Below are 16,543 nucleotides of genomic sequence, written 5' to 3'. Positions count from 1 at the left end.
ACGCCACCGCCGAGGACGCCACCGCCGAGGACGCCACCGTCGAGGAGGCGGCGACGAGCGCGACGGCGAGCGTGACGGCGAGCGTGACGGCGTCACAGGTCGTGCTCGATCGCGGGGACGCGATCGGGCTCGGTGAGGACGATGACGCGGTCCCCGGGCCGCAGTTCGTCCTCACCGCCGGGGAAGAACACGGTGCCGTCACGCACGATCGCGCCCACACCGGCTCCGGGAAGCGCGTCGACCGGACCGTGCGCGAACCGGCTGCCGGGCCGGACGGTGATGTCGAGCACCTCGAAGCGGTCGTCCCCCAGCATCGCCATCTGCCGGGTGCGTTCGTCGAAGGTGAAACGGGCCATCTTCTCGGCGGTCTCGTCACCCGGGTCGATCGTCACGTCGACCCCGGCGGCCTCGAAGACCTCCGCGGCGACGGGGTCCTCGAGGACCGTCAGCGCGAGTGCGACCCCGTGGACCTTGGCGAGCACCGCCGCGTACAGGTTGCGCGAGTCGTCCCCGCTGGCGAACACGGCCGCTCCCGCCGTGCCGACGCGCTCACGGCGCAGGAACGCCGGGTCGAGGCCCGTCGCGTGGAACACCCGCGCCCCGTCGAGTGCGGCCGCGGCCGCGCGCGCCCGTGCCGCGTCCGGCTCGATCAGCCGCACGGAGATCCCCTTGCCGAGCAGGACCCGGGCGATGGCCTTCCCCACGCGTCCGGCGCCGAAGAGCGCGACGTCGTCGACGGGTTCGGCCCCGGTGACCAGCCGGCTCCACGCGCGCGCCGCCGCGAGCGACGCCATCACGATCACCCAGTCGCCGGGCCGCACCACCTCGTGCGCGGTCGGTCTGATCCACTTCCCGTCGCGCACGACGGCGACCACCCGCGACGCCTCGGGCAGGCCCGCATCGCGCAGACGGCGGCCGGCGAACCGCGACGCCCCCGCCTCGTGGATGTCGACGCCGAGCACGACCACCTCGCCGCCGGCGAAGAAGTCCACGTGCCGCGCACCCGGCACGTGGAGGACGCGCGCGACGGCGCTCGCGGTCTCGAACGCCGTCGAGACGAGGAGGTCCACGTCGAGATCACCCGCACGCCAGGCTTCCAGGTAGTCCGTCCCGGTGGCCCGCACGACCGTCCGCGCCGACGACAGCCGGCGGGCGAGCATCGCGGTCACCAGGTTGACCTCGTCCCGCGACGTGCACGCCAGGACGAGCTCGGCGTCGGCCACCCCGGCTTCGAGGAGCGTCTCGCGCCAGGTGCCGCTGCCGTGCGTGACCCGTACGTCGTAGGCGTGCGACACGGCCTCCAGGCGCGCCTGGTCGATGTCGATCACCGTGCACTCGTGCGTCTCGGCGAGCGACTTCACCACGGTGTGACCGACCTGACCCGCACCCACCACGATGACCTGCATGCCAGCATCGTGGCACGCACGGCCCCCACCCGCCGCGACGCCGACGGCGAGCCCTCGAGGTCGGCGCGGGCTCTCCGGTGACGTCACGCGCTCGAGGTCGGTCATGGGCCTGAAGCATTCCGATTCCGCTGTCGGCGGACCCGTTCCGTTGTCCCTTGTGTTCATGAAAATGCCGAGTAATCGTCATTACATGATTACGGCACAGCAGCGAGAGCAACTGAGGGGCTGGTTCAGCGGCCGGCTCCCCGACGATCTCTTCGAGGAACTGGCCGAGGTGACGGTCGACCGCGAGGAGATCACGGTGATCGGACGCATTCCCGGACCCCGGCCGGTCGAGGACGCCTCTCCGGCCGAGCGGGAGGCGGCGATCGAGGGCCGGATCCAGGAGTTCCGGGAACGCACCCGGGACGCCCGGATCGCGGTCGCCCGGGACGCGGAGCACCGCTTCGGCCGGAAGGTCTCCTGGGGAGTGGAGTGCGCCGGGCGGTGCGCCCTGTTCACCCATGTCGCCGCGCCCGTCATGACCCGGCTGCGCCAGCCGGAGCGCCAGGTCCTGGACACGTTGATCGCCGGCGGGGTGGCCCGCAGCCGCAGCGAGGCACTGGCCTGGTGCGTGCGCCTGGTCCAGCGGCACACCGACGACTGGCTCACCGAACTGCGTGAGTCCCTGGAACACGTCCAGCGGGTACGGGCCCAGGGACCGGACAGCGAACGGGAGGAGGACGAGCCCACCGCCGGCGGCGGGTGAACGGCGTTGTCGGCGGCGCGCGTCACCGCGCGAAGCGTGCCCCGTCCCGCAGGGGCCGCCTCACCACTGATGCGGACCCCCGGGGCCGAACCTAGACTGGCGGAGGCAGGAAGAGCCCCGATCAGGGAGAAGTACGCCATGGCCAAGCGAGCCAACAAACGACGCGGCCGCAAGAAGAAGAAGGCCAACCACGGCAAGCGCCCCAACACCTGAGCCGACCGAGCGCGCCGCGCTCCGCACGGTGCCCGGGCTCGTACACGGTTGTGCCGCTGCCGGACGCCGCTGTCGGACGCCGGTGTCGGCGATCTGCTGATCCGTGGTTCCGCGGAGTTCGGCCAGTGCCGCTCGCACGGGTCGCTTCCCGGTTCCCGACAGGCGCTGCCGGACCGGGACGGTCGCCGGGGTCACTGCGCTTCGCCGCTGTACGGCGACCCCGGCACTCCGCGACGGCTGCGCCCGTCGCTCAGGCCCGCGCGTAGGTGAGGCAGTCGACCTGCTCCTGCTCATAACCGACGGTGATGGACGGGGCGTGGCACTCCAGCCCGGTGTTGTGCCGGCAGTCGGCCATCTTGCACGCGCCGACCCGGCCGGTGACGGACGGTTCCCCTCCCTCCATGTCCGCGCTCATGAACGTGTCACAGACGGGGGCGGCGGAGTCTCCCACGGTGATCGCCGCGGCGTGGCAGGTGTGGTCGTGGTTGTAGGCGCAGCTCTCGGCCGCGCATTCGCTGATGACCGGCAGGTGCATGACGGGCGTGGCTGCCATGAGGGGGTCTGCTTTCTCGAGGTCTCGTACGGGTGGGTCGCTGCGGTGGTGGTTCTCCTCGGGCGACGGGGCACGCCACCCCCACGAACGACGGTCACTGCTCCGACTCGCCGGCCCGGCGCCCCAGCTCGTCCAGATCCCGCCGAAGCCCGGCGAGCTCGTCCTGGAGCTGGTGCGGGCAGTCTCTGATTTCTCGTTTCCTCCGCGTCTGTGGCGTGGACGCGGGGCTCCGGCGATGGTGCGTGAGGACGGGGCGCGGGACGGTGGCCACGGAGTGGCGGGCGCGGACGGACATGGTGGCGCCAGGGGCCGTGTCCGCACCGGCGGCTCATGGAACGCTCCCTTCACGACTTCCACTGTCCGCGATGTCCGTCGGGGGCGCACTTCGGCCGGGGTGGACGGCCTGAGGCCGCCAGGCCGACCGCTTGCCTCCGCCGGGCCCGAGCCGGTCCGGGACCGGCCCGGTCGGCGTGCCGTTCCCGGCGGGGACGTACGAGGCACGAGGGAATGTGCGAGGCACGAGTGGCGCACTGCCGCGTGACCTCCCATAGTGGATCGGGCGTCACGGGGAGCAGACCGCTCGACGAAGAGCGACTGCCTTGCCTCGCGGCAGCCGGGACCGGACGTGCCGGCCCCGTTCAAGGACCCGCCCGGGTGGTCCGCCCTCACTTCCCCAGCACGGCCGACCTCACCAGCGGCGCCACTCCCGACAGCACCCGTGACACCGACCGCGGCCGCGTGCGACAGCACGACGGGCGCCGGACGCCGGTGAGGGGGCACTGGGCGCCCTGCCGAAGCACTCGTCGCGCGACGCATCCGAGAAGCCGCTCATCCGGAAGCCGGGCCCCACGTGTACCGGGGTGCCCCCACGAAGGGAGTTCCGATGATGAACCCGCGCAGCAGGAAGATCGCCACCGCCACCGCCAGTGCCTGCGTACTGTCCCTCGCCGTGGCCGTCCCGGCCTCCGCGGAAGGCACGGCGCAGAAGGACGGCAAGGCGTCCGTGTCCGTCTTCCACGGCGTTCCGGGCCTCACCGTCGACGTGTACGCCAACGGGAACGAACTGCTTCCCGACTTCAAGCCCGGCACCCTGACCGAGCCCCGGTCCCTGGACCCGGGCACCTACGACATCGAGGTCTTCGCCGACGGCGAGGGCCCCGACGGCAAGCCCGCCATCCAGAAGAGCGTCGAGATCCCGGCCGGGGCGAACGCCACGCTCGCGGCCCACCTCGACGCGCGGGGCACCCCCGTGCTCACCGCGTTCGTCAACGACACCTCCAAGGTCCCGGCCGGCCAGTCGCGGCTGACCGTCCGTCACGTGGCCGCGGCACCCGCCGTGGACGTCCGCGCGGGCGGCAAGCCGGTCATCGAGGGCCTGACCAACCCGAACGAGAAGTCGCTCGAGGTGCCCGCCGGCACGGTGAGCGCCGATGTCGTCCTGGCCGGAACCGACACCGTGGTCATCGGCCCCGCCGACCTGAACCTCGCCGAGGGCACCAGCACGGTCGTCTACGCCTGGGGCAGCGCCGCGGACAAGAACCTCGCGCTGAAGACGCAGACGATCAGCGGCATGGAATCCGCGCCGCGCGGTGTGAACGCCGGTGAGAGCGGCACGATGGCCGCCGACAACGAGGCCGCCACCGTCTGGCTCGCCTGGGGCGCCGCGGGCGCCGTCGCGGTCGCCGGTCTGCTGGCCGCCCGCCGCCGGTACTCCCGGAGCCACTGACGGTCATGCGCTCCTCCCCCAGGGGCGGGCGGCCCACCGCGGCGGCCGTCGGGGCCGCCGCGGTGGTCGCCGTCGTCCTGACGGCGCTGCTGTTCTGGTCGCTGTGGCCGTCCGGAACCTCGGCGCCGTCGGACTTCGGCACCCGGCCGCGGGCCCAGGAGCCCACGGCCGGGGCCTCGTCCGGGAACCACGACGATGGACCGGGCGAGACGGAGAACGCGTCCGGCCCCGTACCCGAGCCGACGGCGCTGCGCATTCCACGGGTCGCTCTGGACGCCCGGCTCCAGGACGTGGGCGTCAAGGACGACGGAACGGTGGAGATCCCCGACGGCGTGGGACAGGCCGGCTGGTACCGCCACGGCCCCGCGCCCGGCGCCCCCGCCGGATCCGCCGTCCTCATCGGCCATGTGGACCACCGCACCGGCGACCTGGGTGCCTTCGCCAAGCTGTACGGACTCCGCAAGGGCGACGACGCCATCGTCGCCCGCGAGGGCGCGCCCCCCGTGCGGTACGAGGTGACGGCCCGTGAGGTGGTCGACAAGGGCAGGCTCCCCGACGAGGTGTTCCGGCGCCACGGACGGCCGGTCCTGACCCTGGTCACCTGCGCGCCCCCGTACGACCGCGAACACGGCGGCTACCAGCGGAACTTGCTGGTGTACGCCGTTCCCGTCCAGGAGCACGGCCAGGGATGACCGGCTCGGGGCCCACGACCGGGACCCCCGCCGACGAACGGCCGGGACCCCCGCCGACGAACCGGAGGCGACGGCCTGACGGCCCAACACGGCCCAGCAGTGCACTCCGGAGGGGAACGACTCCTGCGGGACGCCCCCGTGGGCCCCGCTACCCTTGCGGGCACGCCGCCCTGACGATCAAGGCGGCCGGCTTCGCAAGCGACACCGGTACCCGCTTGACGTACCCGAGTACGTGTGTTCAGGGGCCGGTTGGGAGGGGGTCCCGTGACAGAGAAATTACCCGTGCCCGTCGAATCGCCCGTGCCCGTCGAATCACCTGAGCCCGCCGAACCGCCTGAGCGGTCACGGCAGTCGGGACGAATACCCGAGAGAGGGGTCGCGGACACGGGAGGAGCGCGGAGGACGGGAACACCACCGAAGGGCAGGTCGCGCGCGACGACGGACACGCAGCTCGGCGAAGTCCCCCACCTCATGTACGCGGGCGCCTACGCCCACGACCTCTGGTTCACCGACCTGCGCCGCGGATCGCCCGCCCCCGTGGGCACCGCCGTCCTGTGGGCGGCGCTCGCCACCGGCGTGCTCAGCATGACGCTCCTCGACGACGGTGTGGGCGTCAATCTGTTCCTCGTCGCCCTGCCGGCCACGCTCACCGCGTACTTCGCCGCACGCCGGGCAGGCCGGCTGCGGGCCCGCCCCTGGACGCTCGCCTGGGGCGTCGGAGGGATCGCCCTCCTGCTGGTTCCGGCGCTGCGCGCCGCCCTGTGGCCTTCCCTCCTCGCCGTGGCCACCGCCGTCGGACTCGCCTCGCTCGCCCTCCACGGCTCGCGGACCTGGGCCGGCGTCGTCCTCAGCCCCTTCGGGCTGGTCGACTCGTTGTTCAAGGGCGCCGGGTGGGGCTGGCGAGGACTGCGCACCCGGGCCGGCAACGCCTCCGGCAACGTGGGTTCCGCACTGCGCGTCCTGGTCGTGACGGCCGTCCTCCTCCTCGTCTTCGGCGCACTGTTCGCCGGGGCCGACGCGGCCTTCGCCGACCTGCTGAGCAGGCTGCTCCCGGACATGTCCGTCGGCGACGGCCCCTGGCGGCTGGTGCTGTTCGCCCTCGGACTCCTCGGGGCCCTCGCGGCGGCACACAGCGCCGCCGCCCCCCTGTGGTGGGACAGTTTCCGGACCGGTCCGGGCCGCGCCCGCGGCCGGGGAGAATGGGCGCTTCCCCTGCTCCTGCTGTGCGTGCTGTTCGCCGCCTTCAACGCCATCCAGCTCGCCGTCCTGTTCGGCGGCTACCAGGCCGTCCTGGACAAGACCGGCCAGACCTACTCCGAGTACGCGCGGCAGGGCTTCTGGCAGCTCCTCATCGCCACGCTCCTCACCCTCCTGGTCATCGTCCTCGCGCTGCGCTGGGCACCACGCGGCGGGCCCGGTGACCGGAACCTGGTGCGGGGAGTGCTCGGCACCCTCTGCGCCCTCACCCTGATCGTGGTCGCTTCGGCGGTACGGCGCATGGACATGTACGTCGAGGCGTACGGGCTGACCCGGCTGCGGATCTCCGTCGTGGCCGTGGAGCTGTGGCTCGGCCTGGTCATCCTGCTGATCATGGTCGCCGGAGTCCTGGGCGCACGCCGGCTGCCCCGCGCCGTCGCCGCGTCGGCCGCTGCCGGGGTCCTCGCCTTCGGCCTGGCCTCCCCCGACGGGCTGATCGCCGAGAACAACGTGCGGCGCTACGAGAAGGCCCACAAGCTCGACCTGGACTACGCGCGCGACCTCTCGGCGGACGCGGTCCCGGCGCTGGACCGACTGGAGGAGCCCATGCGGTCCTGCGTCCTCGGCCCCCTGGCGCGGGGGCTCGGTCCGGCAACGGCGTCCTGGTACGAGATCAGCTGGGGAGAGGTTCGGGCCCGGCAGATCCTCGAGGAACGGCCGCCGGTGACGACCGACCCGGGCACCTGCGACAGCATCGGGGAGAGCCTCGAGCACGACCGCTGACCGGGCCGTTGCGGACCGGCTCGGGGCCGTGATCCGCGAGGGCGGGGAAGAGGCCTCCGGCCAGGAGACGTGGACTCCGCGTGGACCCCAGTGGCACGCGTGCGGCACGACTCCGAACCCGACGGAGGGCCGGCCCGGGAGGAAACCCCTCCTGAGCCGGCCCTTTCCGCTGTTCCTCCGGTCCGCTGTGCCTCCGGCAGGGTTCGAACCTGCGACACCCGCTCGAGGAGTTTTCCCGGACGGGGCTGTGACCTGCAAAAACGTTGGCCGCACGGTGCCTGGCCCGGGGAAACAACCCTCCGTGGTTCTCACGTGTTCGCGCGGCTTCCCGGCCGCACATGCGCCGAATCCGTTCTGCGTACGTGTCCGACCGGCGAGACGGCGACGTACGACGTGGTGGTCCGACTCCACCTGCAAAGCAAGGCCACCACGTCTGCTGCGGGACGGGGCCGGGGAACGGACCGTTCTCACATCCCGGCCATACCGCCACCGGTGAGGCCCGGAGCCAGCGTCGGGACCCAGAAGACGGCGACAGCCAGGGCGATCGAGGCGATACCCACGGTGCGGGCCACCAGGCGGCCGGCCGGAGCGAGCTTCTCGGCGGTGATCACGGCGGCCAGGACCACCATGGCCCACAGGTTCATCAGACCGAACACCGCCAGCAGCACCATGAGCGACCAGCAGCAGCCCAGACAGAAGGCCCCGTGGTGGGCTCCGGCACGCAGATCGCGCGAGGGCCCCGGGTACGAGGCGTAGCGCAGCATCAGCCCGATCGGCGAACGGCATCTCGCCAGGCAGCGGTCTTTGAGGGGCGTGAGCTGGTAGACGCCGCTGACCGCGAACACGGCCGCGGCCACCGTGGTCCCCGTGGCGGCGGGGAGGTTCGCCGCCCGGCCCAGGCCGACGGCCAGCGCGTACGCCGGCAGCCCGGCCGCGGCCCAGACGAGCAAGTAGGCGACCGTGAAAACGACCATGCGCGGCGCCCGGTGCACGGTCATGGTGCGTGCGTACAGAGCGGCGACGGGCGCCGTGGCGGGCAGCATCATCGCGGCCATCATCAGCGTCCACACGGCCAGGAAAGCGGACAGGCCCAGACCCATGGTGCCGGGCATCGCCTGCATGCCGCCCCAGCGCGTCACCGCCCAGACCCAGGCGGCGGCCGCCGCGACCAGCAGCAGCCCGGCGGGGCCCGCCCTGCGGCGGCCGGTGACCGGCCCACCGGTCACGCGGACCACGTGAAGGGCGCCGAGTGGCCGTTGCCGCCGGTGAAGTCCCAGGACCGGCCGTACACGCCGTCGCCCGTCGCCCGGGTGGACCGGGCGATCGTCAGCGTGCTGTTCGCCGGGTGGAACATGCCGGTCAGGCCCATCACCGGACCGTCCTCGCCGAACTGCGGGGCTACCTGGTCCTCGATCTCGATGTCGATGGCATCGCCCACCCGCGCGGCGTGGCGGCGGCCGTCGTCGTGGTAGTCGATGGGGGCGCGCTCCACGCCGAGGACCTCGCCGATGAGCGGAGTGAGCGCCGCCATCGGCCCGCCTGCCTGGCCGGAGAAGACCTTCCCCAGCGCCCCCGCCTGACCGTCGTCGGCCGAAGCGTCGACGTACAACGCCACCTGCCAGCCGCCCTCGGCCATCACCCGGGGCCCGTCGATGAAGACGGCGACGCTGCGGTCGGAGACGTCCACGCCGTCCACGTTCCCGCTGTCCACGTGGAACGCGAAGGTCACCTGGCAGCGCTCGTGGTCGGCCGGTGCGGCGAAACCCGAGGTGGTGCAGGGACACACCACGTCGCAGTTGCAGCTCTCCAGGTACGTGCCGTTCAGGTTCCAGGGCATGACTCTTCCTCCCTGTTTCGCGTCCCCTCCGGCGAAGGGAACACACCGGGAGGGGCCGCCCCTCCCGGTGCCGCTCTTCTTCAGGCTATTCCCGACGACCCCCGTCGCGCAGATCCGCTCGACCCGGTGGTGCTCGCCTCCGGCGTCCGTGTCCGGGCCCACGCCCTGGTCCGCGAGAAGCACACCACCGAAGCCGTCACCCTTGCCCGGTGCACCGCCGACCAGTTCGCCGGCTCCTACGGCCGGCGCTCCCCGAAGCGCCTCGCAGCTGTAGGGCTGTTGCTTCTGCGTGGCGTGACCGCGGTCGGCAGCGGTGGTGACCGCACGGCTGCGAAGGAACTCCTCACCGAGGCCAAGGAAGTCTTCCGGTACGTCACTCTCGACCGACCCGATGCCTGGGCCACCCTCGGCCCCACCGACGTCGCCCTGCACGAGCTCAGCGCCCTGGTGGCCTTCGGCGACGCCTGCCTCACCCTCCGGGCGGCCCGCCCTCTCAGACGCCGGCACATCCCGGTCCTCGAGCGACGCGCTGCCCTGTGGATGGAGGTGGCCCGCGCCTGCAGCCGACTTGGGCGGGTCGGGGGAGGCGGTGCAGCCAGGTGAAGTGCTGGCTGCAAGCACCGTTGCAGTTTGCGCTGTGCATTCGGAGGGACATGCCGTTGATTGCATGACGGAGCGGTGGGAGATGCGCATGCCACACCCCCGCTCCCCTCTCCACCGCTGAGCCGCCCGCTCCCTTGGACGGGGTGGCCGAGCCGGCGTAGGGGGTGCAGGTTGGCGCTGGTCGGGGTCCGTGCTGATCTGTGGGGCTGTCAGCCGCCGGACGGGGAGGAGACCGGGGGAGGGCCATGTGCGAACCGGCTGCCGCCTGACGGGTCGTTTCGGCGCGGGCCCTGTTCGGCCGTAGGCCCGGCGCGTCTGCTGGCCCTCGCCTGACTCCACGGTTTTAGTGATCTCGTCGTTCTGCCTTCTTCTGGATGTTTCAGGACATGTCTGGTGGGTGCCGGACACACGCCACATGGGAGGTCTGTTGAGATCGTCAGCAAGGTGTGCCGGCTTCGCGGCCGTGGTCGGCCTGGCCGGTTCCCTGGTCATGGGTGCCTCCGTCTCCTCGGCCGCGCCCGCGGTCGAGGAGAGCGGCCGGGCAGGAACACTCGGGCATGACCGGTCGGACCCGGCTGCACCCCGGAAGACGGGGCCGCTCGGACGACCGGGGGACGGACACAACCACCCGGCGCCGCGTGTGTGCGAGGGGCTGGTGCCGTACCCCATCCCGGTCTCCTACCGCTCGTTCTACTTCTGCGGTGACTGGAGGCTCGGCCCCAAGCGGTTGCCGGACCGCGGGCTGGTGGGAGACATCCTCGAGGGCTACGACCGGCTCGGGGGCCTCACCGCCGTGCAGTTTCTGAACACTTGGTGGGACCCCACCGCGGACGCGGGGCAGGGCAACTGGAAATACCCGGTCCCCGACGGCTTCGCGCTCGACAGCAACCAGCAACCGATCGCCGCGTCGTTGAAGCTTCACGCGGGACAGTTGCTCGACAGGTTCGGCAACGAGAACGGCCGGTTCCTTGCCCCCGCGGGCACGAAGTACGGGGAGCGGGCCATCCCGCCGTCCAACCTCAACACCGAGGATCCGCGCTACCCGTACGACTACCACCTGTACAAGGTGGCGAAGGACGTCACCGTGTGCGCGGGACCGGCCGCTCCGGCGTTCGAGCAGCCGGGCGGGGGCATCCAGTACGCCACGTCTTCGAGTGTCTGTCCGACCCTCCCCTTCGCCAACGTGGGCACACTCGTCGCCAACGGCACCCTCGTGCGGGTGAAGGTCCCGTACACGGAAACCAAGCCGATGAAGCAGGAGCCGCCGGCCGGGGTACGGGCCGAGTCCCGGTGACGGTGCGGAGCAGGGTTCGGCGTGCGGGGTCTCGCCCGGTGCCGGACCCTGCTCCCGCTCTGGTGGAAGACTGGCTTCATGGACCGCTTGCAGCTCTGTCAGGCCCTTCGGGCGGCCGGGGTCCCGGAGGCGTATTACGAGATCCCCGGCTGCACCCACGGGCGGCGCCCGGTCACAGATCGCTACTTCCTCGAAGAGCGCGACGGCCAGTGGGTCGTGGGGATCCACGAGCGCGGTACCCGCGAGGTGCTGGAACGGTTCCCCGCCGAGGACCGGGCGTGCCGGTGGCTCCACGAACGCCTGACCGCAGAGGGACCGCCGCCCGTCACGGCCACGCCCGCGGAAATCGACGCGCTGCTGCACGACAGCGACGGCATCCAGCGGCGCGCCCGTGAGGAGTTCGAGCGTGCCCTCGCCGAGGCCCGCAGACACCCCGAGGAGAGTCCCGCCGCCGAGGAGGGTCGTACGGAGCCGCCGCCCACGCCATGAGCCGGTCTCCCCGGGGTGTCTGCGGACCGGCGGCGTCATGGCCGTCGGACGCCGGTCTCGGGCGCCGACCGTCAGCGTCGGACGCCGCCAGCGCGGCTCCCCCGGGCATGTGCTCTCTCGTGCCGGCGCCCGGCCAAGGCCCTACGGATGGCCGATCCCGACACGGCGTCCTTACCGCCCGCACCCGGACTTGCTTGTTCGGCGCGTACTCGTCTTCCTTTTCCGCAACGGCATCCGTGATCCGTGATCGTGGTGGACGTCGTTGAGGGCACCCCCTGATGTCGGCTGCTCAGACGGCGCGGATCATCACGGTGAGGACCGGCGAGGCCGTTGACGGCCGGCTCTGCCCGATGTGCCGGGTGGCAGTGCCGACGGGGACCTTCATCGCGGTGGCCGTAACGACATCGGCGGCGAGTTGGGCGTGTGCGAGCCGGGTGGTGGTGACGGCTCGGGACCGGACCATGGGGGGCCGCAGGGCAGACAGGCGGCGGTGGGCGTGGTACTCGGCGGTCGGGTAGTCGCCGAGCGCCAGGTACGCCGACAGAGCGAGGGGCCCCAGCTCGGCCTGGTCATGGAAGGCGATCATCCATACCGGCAGGCAGTCGGCGGGGTCGGCGCCGAGGCCTGATCCGTTGGGAGAAGTTTCGGAGACCACCTCCCCATCCGCTCACGCACCGCTCGCGCAAACGGCCCCGGACGAGGAGCCCAGGGCCGACCAGAGCGCCTCCCTGGGGGAGAAACCCCAGGTCAGAACGGTAATGCGTGGTGCCCCGGCAGGATTCGAACCTGCGACACCCACTTGAGGAGTTTCCCCCGGCCAGGTCCGTGACCTGCATGAACGTTGACCGCAGGACGGCTGACCTGGGAAAACATCCCTCTGCAGTTCTCAAACGTTCACGTGGTTTCCCGGCCTTATGTGTGCTGAATGCGTTCTGGCCGGCCCCTCACTCGGTCAGGCGGTCAGGCGGTCAGGCGGTCAGGGGGCGTGCGGGGCGTTTCCCTTGCGTAGATGAGGTGGCCTGCGGGCGGGTGCACGTGGTGCAGTAGGCGAGGAGCTGGTCGAGGGCGGCCTCGGGGAAGCCCTCAGGGCGCTCGGCGGATCACCAGCCGGGGTAGCGGTCCCACCAGTACGGGTCCCATCCTCCTCCGTACCCGCCGCCGCTGGGAGAGTCGACGACCTGGGCGACGAGGTCGCGGGCCAGGATGTCGAGCACCCAGGCCAGTTCATGGCGGCTCACCAGGTCGACGGGCAGCGCCTCCGCGCCGTGGACCGCTCCGAGCAGCGCCCCGGTCACGCAGGCCACCGAGTCGCCGTCCGGCGCTCCGGCGGCGAAGCGCAGGGCGGCGTCCACCTGCTCCCGCTTCTGGAAGGACGCGGCGACGTACAGGCCGCCGAGCAGCGCCGAGGGCGCGGTGGCGTCCGGAGCGAGGTGGGCGAGCCGCTTCGGGTCGGCGGGATGCCGGTCGGCCTGCTCGAGTGCCCTGGTGAGCTGTTCGAGTTCCTCGGTGATCAGGCCGGGGTCGGCGTCGGGAAGCGCGTGGATGGCGTCCCTCAGGGCTTGGCGCACCTGCGGCTGCCCGGCGAACCGGGCCTCCTGCGCCTCGGGAGTGCTGGTCAGGCAGTGGGCGAGCAGCACGGTCGCGTGGGCGGCGGCGGACCGGGCGGCCGGGTCGCCGTGGGTGAGGGCGGCGATCTCGCGGGCCTGCGACGCCCCGTACTCCGGGCCTCTCCCGGCAAAAACCACGGCGACAGGAAGGGTACGGGTGAGCGCATGGCAGCCGCGGCTGGTCGTCGTCGGCTTCTCCACGGTGCCCTGCTCGATCTTGGACAGGGCGGCCACGGTCGCCGGTGCCGAACCTCGCCGCTGCGCCAGCACGGGCACCTGGGCGAGCCAGCCGTCGGGCCACCGCTCGTCACCAGCCGTGCCCCGGCGGCGCCGCATCCGCTCCACCTCCATGCCCTGCAGGGCGGCCCACCGGCCGTAGGCATGCCACATCACCGACGGCGGGTGGCAGATGCCCTTGTGGTCACCGCGTACGAGAGCACGGATCGTGCCCTCGGCGGTGAAGCAGGCCAGCTGGGTGCTGACCCCGGCCCGCAACGTACCCTCGGCCGGCAGCTTGCCCCGAGCCGCGCCCAGCGTGTCGCCCACCGCCAGCCCGAGCAGCAACCCGCGCACCCGCGAGGCCGCCCACTTCTCCTTCAGGAACTCGGTCTGCCGCTCCGGCTCCGCGTCGCGCTCCCCCCGTACTTCCCCGACCTCTCGCGGCCGGCGCACCGGAGAGGTGCCGCCGCCGGCCGCCGGGGTGGCCAACGCGTGCACCGCGTCGTGCAGTTCGGGGTGCGCCGACAGCTGCCAGCCGTGCAGCAGCACCTCGCGCAGGTCGGACAGCGCGGTCTCGGTGTCGATCCCGGTGGCCAGGTGGCTGTAGACGGCGGCGACGGCGGGGGTGCGGCTCTGCCCGGCGGCGCAGTGCAGCAGGACCCGTTTGCCCTCCCGGCGCAGCCGCAACACCTCGCGGGCGGCCTGGTCGACGACGTAGTGGAGGTTGGCGTTGTTCCCGTCGCTGTCCACCAGCCAGACGCGCACGTGCTCGGCGTCGGCGCCGGGCAGGACGGGGTCCGTGCCCATGCGGCACAGCGACACCACCGCGTCGACGTCGACCGGCTCACCGCCCTGGAGCAGGGCGAGGTTGCCCAGCACCACCCCGGGGTCGTGCGGGTGGGGAACGGCGAAGCCGCGGGGCGCACCGGCCGGAGCGGGCATGCGGGCGGCCGAGGGCCAGCCTGCGGCGTCGTCGCTCCCGCCGCGGGCGGTGAGCACTGCCAGCCGGACCAGGTCGGCCTGCCGGTGGCCGGGCCAGCCGTGGACGGCCTGCTGCCACTGCAGCGGGATGCCGGAGCAGCCCCAACGCGCGCCGAGCAGGGCGCCGGCGATCGCCGCGACGGTGTCGGTGTCCGTCCCGGCCCGGACCGCCGCCTCCAGGGCGAGACGCAAGTGCTGGGCGGGGAAGCTGCCCCCGGCGGGGCTCAGCTCGGGAACGGGCGTGCGCGCGATGGCCGACCAGGCCGCCTGGAAGGCGTGAACGACCCAGCCGTTGTTGCCGAAGTGGTGCGGGGGGTGGGCCTCCGCCTCGTCCAGCCGCTCGGCCCACAGGGCTCGGCGCTCCGCGGGGAGCAGGTCCAGTCCGGCGCGTACGCCGTCGAAGGTGCCCTCCAGCACCGCGGTACGGATACCGGAGCACCACAGCACGCAGGCGTCGGCGCAGTCGGGATCGGGGTGGGTGAGCGCGCTGACCGCGACGGCCGCCTCGGCCATCTCCGCGGCGTCGCCCAGGTGGGCGAGGGCGACGATCCCGGTGCGCATCAGCGAGCCGTTCCCGGCGGCGCGGTCGTTGCCGGCGGTGAAGCCGCGGGCGGCCTCCGACAGCGCCGCGCCCGGCGCTCCGCCGGCCCGACGGGCGACGTCCAGGACGGTGCGGGTCTGTGAGCCGACGTCAGTGGCGCCGCCGCTCAGCCACTGCTGGAAGTGAGCGGCGATCCGGTCGAGGGCCTCGGGGGTGCGCAGGTCCGCCCCGGTGGCCGCCACATCGGCGATGCACACCTGCATCTGGGTGTCGTCGGAGTACTCGCCGGGCTCGTACGGCCCCAGCCCGCCACCGATCATCTGCGGCTGCTGGTCCTCGCGCAGCCTTGCCGCGAACTCGTAGGGCACGCCCAACGCGTCGCCTACGGCTGCCCCGAGCAGTACGCCGGCGGCCCGGTCGGCGCCCAGGGAGTCCAAGCAGGGCTGGGGTTTACGGGCGTGGACCATGAGGCCTCCATGGGGTGCGGCGGTGCACGTTTGCGAGCCGGGCAGTGGCGGGCGGACAGCGGTTCCAGGCGTGAGCAGTCGGGGGAGGCACAGCCGCAACCGGCAGGCTGAAGAAGGTCGGCTCATCGGCGGTCTGGTGCTGCGCCAGATTGACACGACACCTCGATTATCGTCAAGGGGACGATAGTGAGTTCTCGTGAGGACGGGAGGCGAAGGGGTTCACGGCAGTACTCGTGTGGCGAACTCGCCCGGTCGAACGGCGAGGGAGGCCACGTCGGCCGATGGCGGCCGCTCTCACCGACCTCGTGGCCATGTCCCTGAAGGAGCTCGGCCGGGGAGCGTGTCGAGTCGTGATCGGTATGCGGGATGTGCCTTCGCGGCACGGTCCGTTCCGGTGGAGCGTCTTACGTGACGAGAGTGCAACTGAGCTACTCTGGTTGGGAGTTCACCGATCGCACCTGCCGATCGGTGAGTACGGCCCGTACTCCGGACGGCTGCCCCGTGACTGGCGGTGCCCCGTCCCGGTGAGGTTCAGCCGACGCCGTCAGGAGCGAGCGAATGCCGAGCGAAGAAACCAGGTCGACGTAGATCAGTGCGGTACCCGATCATGCGTTCATGCCCCTGGAAGAGACTCTTGCCCGAGCCGATGCGGACCTGGCCGCCGGCCGGGTTCCCGTCGCGCGCCAGCGCCTGCGCGGTCTTATCTCGTCCTTCCCGCACGACCTGACGCTCCGCCGTCGTCTGGCCGAGGTGTACCGGCTCTACGGCGACGCCGCCGAGGCCGGACGCTGGATGTACCTCGAGGAGGACCGGAACGCCGACGAGACCGCCGCCTTCGAGGCCCGGTACGGGTCTCCCGGGTGGCGGATGAAGGCCCTCGCCTGGCAGGGCCCCGAGGCGAAGGCCGCCACCGCTTTCGCGGAGGGGCAGTTGGTCGCGGTGCGGACCGCCTGTGCCGAGGAGATGGGGCGCCCCGTCGACTGGGACGACCCCGCCTCCTACCGGGACAACCCGGAAGGGGGGCACGAGGCGCCCTCCGAGCCGTGGACGGTCGGCGGTGTGCTGGCGGGCGTCGGCTGCCTGGTGGCGGCCCTCGTGTTCCTCGCGATCTGGGTGAACGGACTCGTTGCCCTCTTCGACTGACTCGGTTCACCAGGGCTGGTGAGGAGCGCCGCTCGAGGCTCGTG

The 16,543-nt window shown here is 72.4% G+C and carries 13 protein-coding genes and 2 pseudogenes; 9 read left to right on the top strand and 6 right to left on the bottom strand.

Going from position 1 to position 16,543, the window contains the following annotated elements; translation table 11 throughout:
• Window positions 1-92: 92 nt before the first annotated feature.
• Window positions 93-1,406, bottom strand: coding sequence for a Trk system potassium transporter TrkA (trkA, locus tag ACWEQO_RS08410; RefSeq protein WP_452980360.1), 1,314 nt, complete (start codon window positions 1,404-1,406; stop codon window positions 93-95).
• 190 nt (window positions 1,407-1,596) lie between these two features.
• On the opposite strand from trkA, the gene ACWEQO_RS08405 reads away from it, so the two are divergent.
• Both ACWEQO_RS08405 and ACWEQO_RS08400 read left to right on the top strand, forming a co-directional pair.
• Entirely contained in the window at window positions 1,597-2,154 is a 558-nt protein-coding gene (locus tag ACWEQO_RS08405; RefSeq protein ID WP_452980357.1) for a hypothetical protein, read from the top strand.
• A gap of 138 nt (window positions 2,155-2,292) precedes the next feature.
• Complete coding sequence (locus ACWEQO_RS08400) at window positions 2,293-2,367, top strand: 50S ribosomal protein bL37 (RefSeq protein WP_381207549.1); 75 nt, start codon at window positions 2,293-2,295, stop codon at window positions 2,365-2,367.
• 250 nt (window positions 2,368-2,617) lie between these two features.
• Here ACWEQO_RS08400 and ACWEQO_RS08395 read toward each other — a convergent pair whose 3' ends face one another.
• Window positions 2,618-2,920, bottom strand: coding sequence for a DUF1540 domain-containing protein (locus tag ACWEQO_RS08395; RefSeq protein ID WP_361452007.1), 303 nt, complete (start codon window positions 2,918-2,920; stop codon window positions 2,618-2,620).
• A gap of 883 nt (window positions 2,921-3,803) precedes the next feature.
• On the opposite strand from ACWEQO_RS08395, the gene ACWEQO_RS08390 reads away from it, so the two are divergent.
• From ACWEQO_RS08390 to ACWEQO_RS08380, 3 genes are all read left to right on the top strand, one after another.
• On the top strand, window positions 3,804-4,646 hold the full coding sequence (locus tag ACWEQO_RS08390) for a DUF4397 domain-containing protein (protein ID WP_452980354.1): 843 nt from the start codon (window positions 3,804-3,806) through the stop codon (window positions 4,644-4,646).
• A gap of 5 nt (window positions 4,647-4,651) precedes the next feature.
• On the top strand, window positions 4,652-5,338 hold the full coding sequence (locus tag ACWEQO_RS08385; protein WP_452980351.1) for a class F sortase: 687 nt from the start codon (window positions 4,652-4,654) through the stop codon (window positions 5,336-5,338).
• Window positions 5,339-5,809: 471 nt separating this feature from the next.
• The gene (locus ACWEQO_RS08380; RefSeq protein WP_452980348.1) at window positions 5,810-7,318 is read left to right on the top strand and encodes a DUF4153 domain-containing protein; all 1,509 of its coding nucleotides are present in this window, start codon (window positions 5,810-5,812) and stop codon (window positions 7,316-7,318) included.
• Between the two features lie 467 nt (window positions 7,319-7,785).
• Here the strand turns inward: ACWEQO_RS08380 and ACWEQO_RS08375 are convergent, their stop codons facing one another.
• Window positions 7,786-8,544 carry a DUF2182 domain-containing protein gene (locus ACWEQO_RS08375; protein WP_452980345.1) on the bottom strand — a complete coding sequence of 253 codons (759 nt, stop codon included), beginning with the start codon at window positions 8,542-8,544 and terminating at the stop codon, window positions 7,786-7,788.
• A complete protein-coding gene (locus ACWEQO_RS08370) occupies window positions 8,541-9,155 on the bottom strand; it encodes a DUF1326 domain-containing protein (RefSeq protein WP_452980342.1) in 615 nt (204 codons plus the stop codon). Before ACWEQO_RS08370 ends, ACWEQO_RS08375 begins: the two co-directional genes overlap by 4 nt.
• Window positions 9,156-9,275: 120 nt before the next feature.
• Between ACWEQO_RS08370 and ACWEQO_RS08365 the strand changes: the two are divergent.
• From ACWEQO_RS08365 to ACWEQO_RS08355, 3 genes and pseudogenes are all read left to right on the top strand, one after another.
• Window positions 9,276-9,743, top strand: a pseudogene (locus tag ACWEQO_RS08365) (helix-turn-helix domain-containing protein); the annotation flags it as partial.
• Window positions 9,744-10,413: 670 nt separating this feature from the next.
• Entirely contained in the window at window positions 10,414-11,052 is a 639-nt protein-coding gene (locus ACWEQO_RS08360) for a TNT domain-containing protein (protein ID WP_452980339.1), read from the top strand.
• Between the two features lie 78 nt (window positions 11,053-11,130).
• A complete protein-coding gene (locus ACWEQO_RS08355; protein WP_452980336.1) occupies window positions 11,131-11,541 on the top strand; it encodes a hypothetical protein in 411 nt (136 codons plus the stop codon).
• A gap of 337 nt (window positions 11,542-11,878) precedes the next feature.
• Here the strand turns inward: ACWEQO_RS08355 and ACWEQO_RS08350 are convergent.
• Window positions 11,879-12,163, bottom strand: a pseudogene (locus ACWEQO_RS08350) (hypothetical protein); the annotation flags it as partial.
• A gap of 478 nt (window positions 12,164-12,641) precedes the next feature.
• Entirely contained in the window at window positions 12,642-15,356 is a 2,715-nt protein-coding gene (locus ACWEQO_RS08345; RefSeq protein ID WP_452980333.1) for an ADP-ribosylglycohydrolase family protein, read from the bottom strand.
• 615 nt (window positions 15,357-15,971) lie between these two features.
• Here ACWEQO_RS08345 and ACWEQO_RS08340 point away from each other — a divergent pair.
• Complete coding sequence (locus ACWEQO_RS08340) at window positions 15,972-16,499, top strand: DUF6584 family protein (RefSeq protein ID WP_452980330.1); 528 nt, start codon at window positions 15,972-15,974, stop codon at window positions 16,497-16,499.
• The last annotated feature ends 44 nt before the right edge of the window (window positions 16,500-16,543 follow it).

The sequence above is a fragment of the Streptomyces sp. NPDC004051 genome (genome assembly GCF_053604275.1).
The sequence above is the reverse complement of the archived record's forward strand: the minus strand, read 5'-3'. Positions and strand labels throughout refer to the sequence as shown.

Bases quoted from the DNA above. Each gene is read 5' to 3' on its own strand.
- trkA (WP_452980360.1), bottom strand. From the start codon at position 1,406: ATGCAGGTCATCGTGGTGGGTGCGGGTCAGGTCGGTCACACCGTGGTG.
- ACWEQO_RS08405 (WP_452980357.1), top strand. From the start codon at position 1,597: ATGATTACGGCACAGCAGCGAGAGCAACTGAGGGGCTGGTTCAGCGGC.
- ACWEQO_RS08395 (WP_361452007.1), bottom strand. From the start codon at position 2,920: ATGGCAGCCACGCCCGTCATGCACCTGCCGGTCATCAGCGAATGCGCG.
- ACWEQO_RS08390 (WP_452980354.1), top strand. From the start codon at position 3,804: ATGATGAACCCGCGCAGCAGGAAGATCGCCACCGCCACCGCCAGTGCC.
- ACWEQO_RS08385 (WP_452980351.1), top strand. From the start codon at position 4,652: ATGCGCTCCTCCCCCAGGGGCGGGCGGCCCACCGCGGCGGCCGTCGGG.
- ACWEQO_RS08380 (WP_452980348.1), top strand. From the start codon at position 5,810: ATGTACGCGGGCGCCTACGCCCACGACCTCTGGTTCACCGACCTGCGC.
- ACWEQO_RS08370 (WP_452980342.1), bottom strand. From the start codon at position 9,155: ATGCCCTGGAACCTGAACGGCACGTACCTGGAGAGCTGCAACTGCGAC.
- ACWEQO_RS08355 (WP_452980336.1), top strand. From the start codon at position 11,131: ATGGACCGCTTGCAGCTCTGTCAGGCCCTTCGGGCGGCCGGGGTCCCG.
- ACWEQO_RS08345 (WP_452980333.1), bottom strand. From the start codon at position 15,356: ATGGTCCACGCCCGTAAACCCCAGCCCTGCTTGGACTCCCTGGGCGCC.
- ACWEQO_RS08340 (WP_452980330.1), top strand. From the start codon at position 15,972: ATGCCCCTGGAAGAGACTCTTGCCCGAGCCGATGCGGACCTGGCCGCC.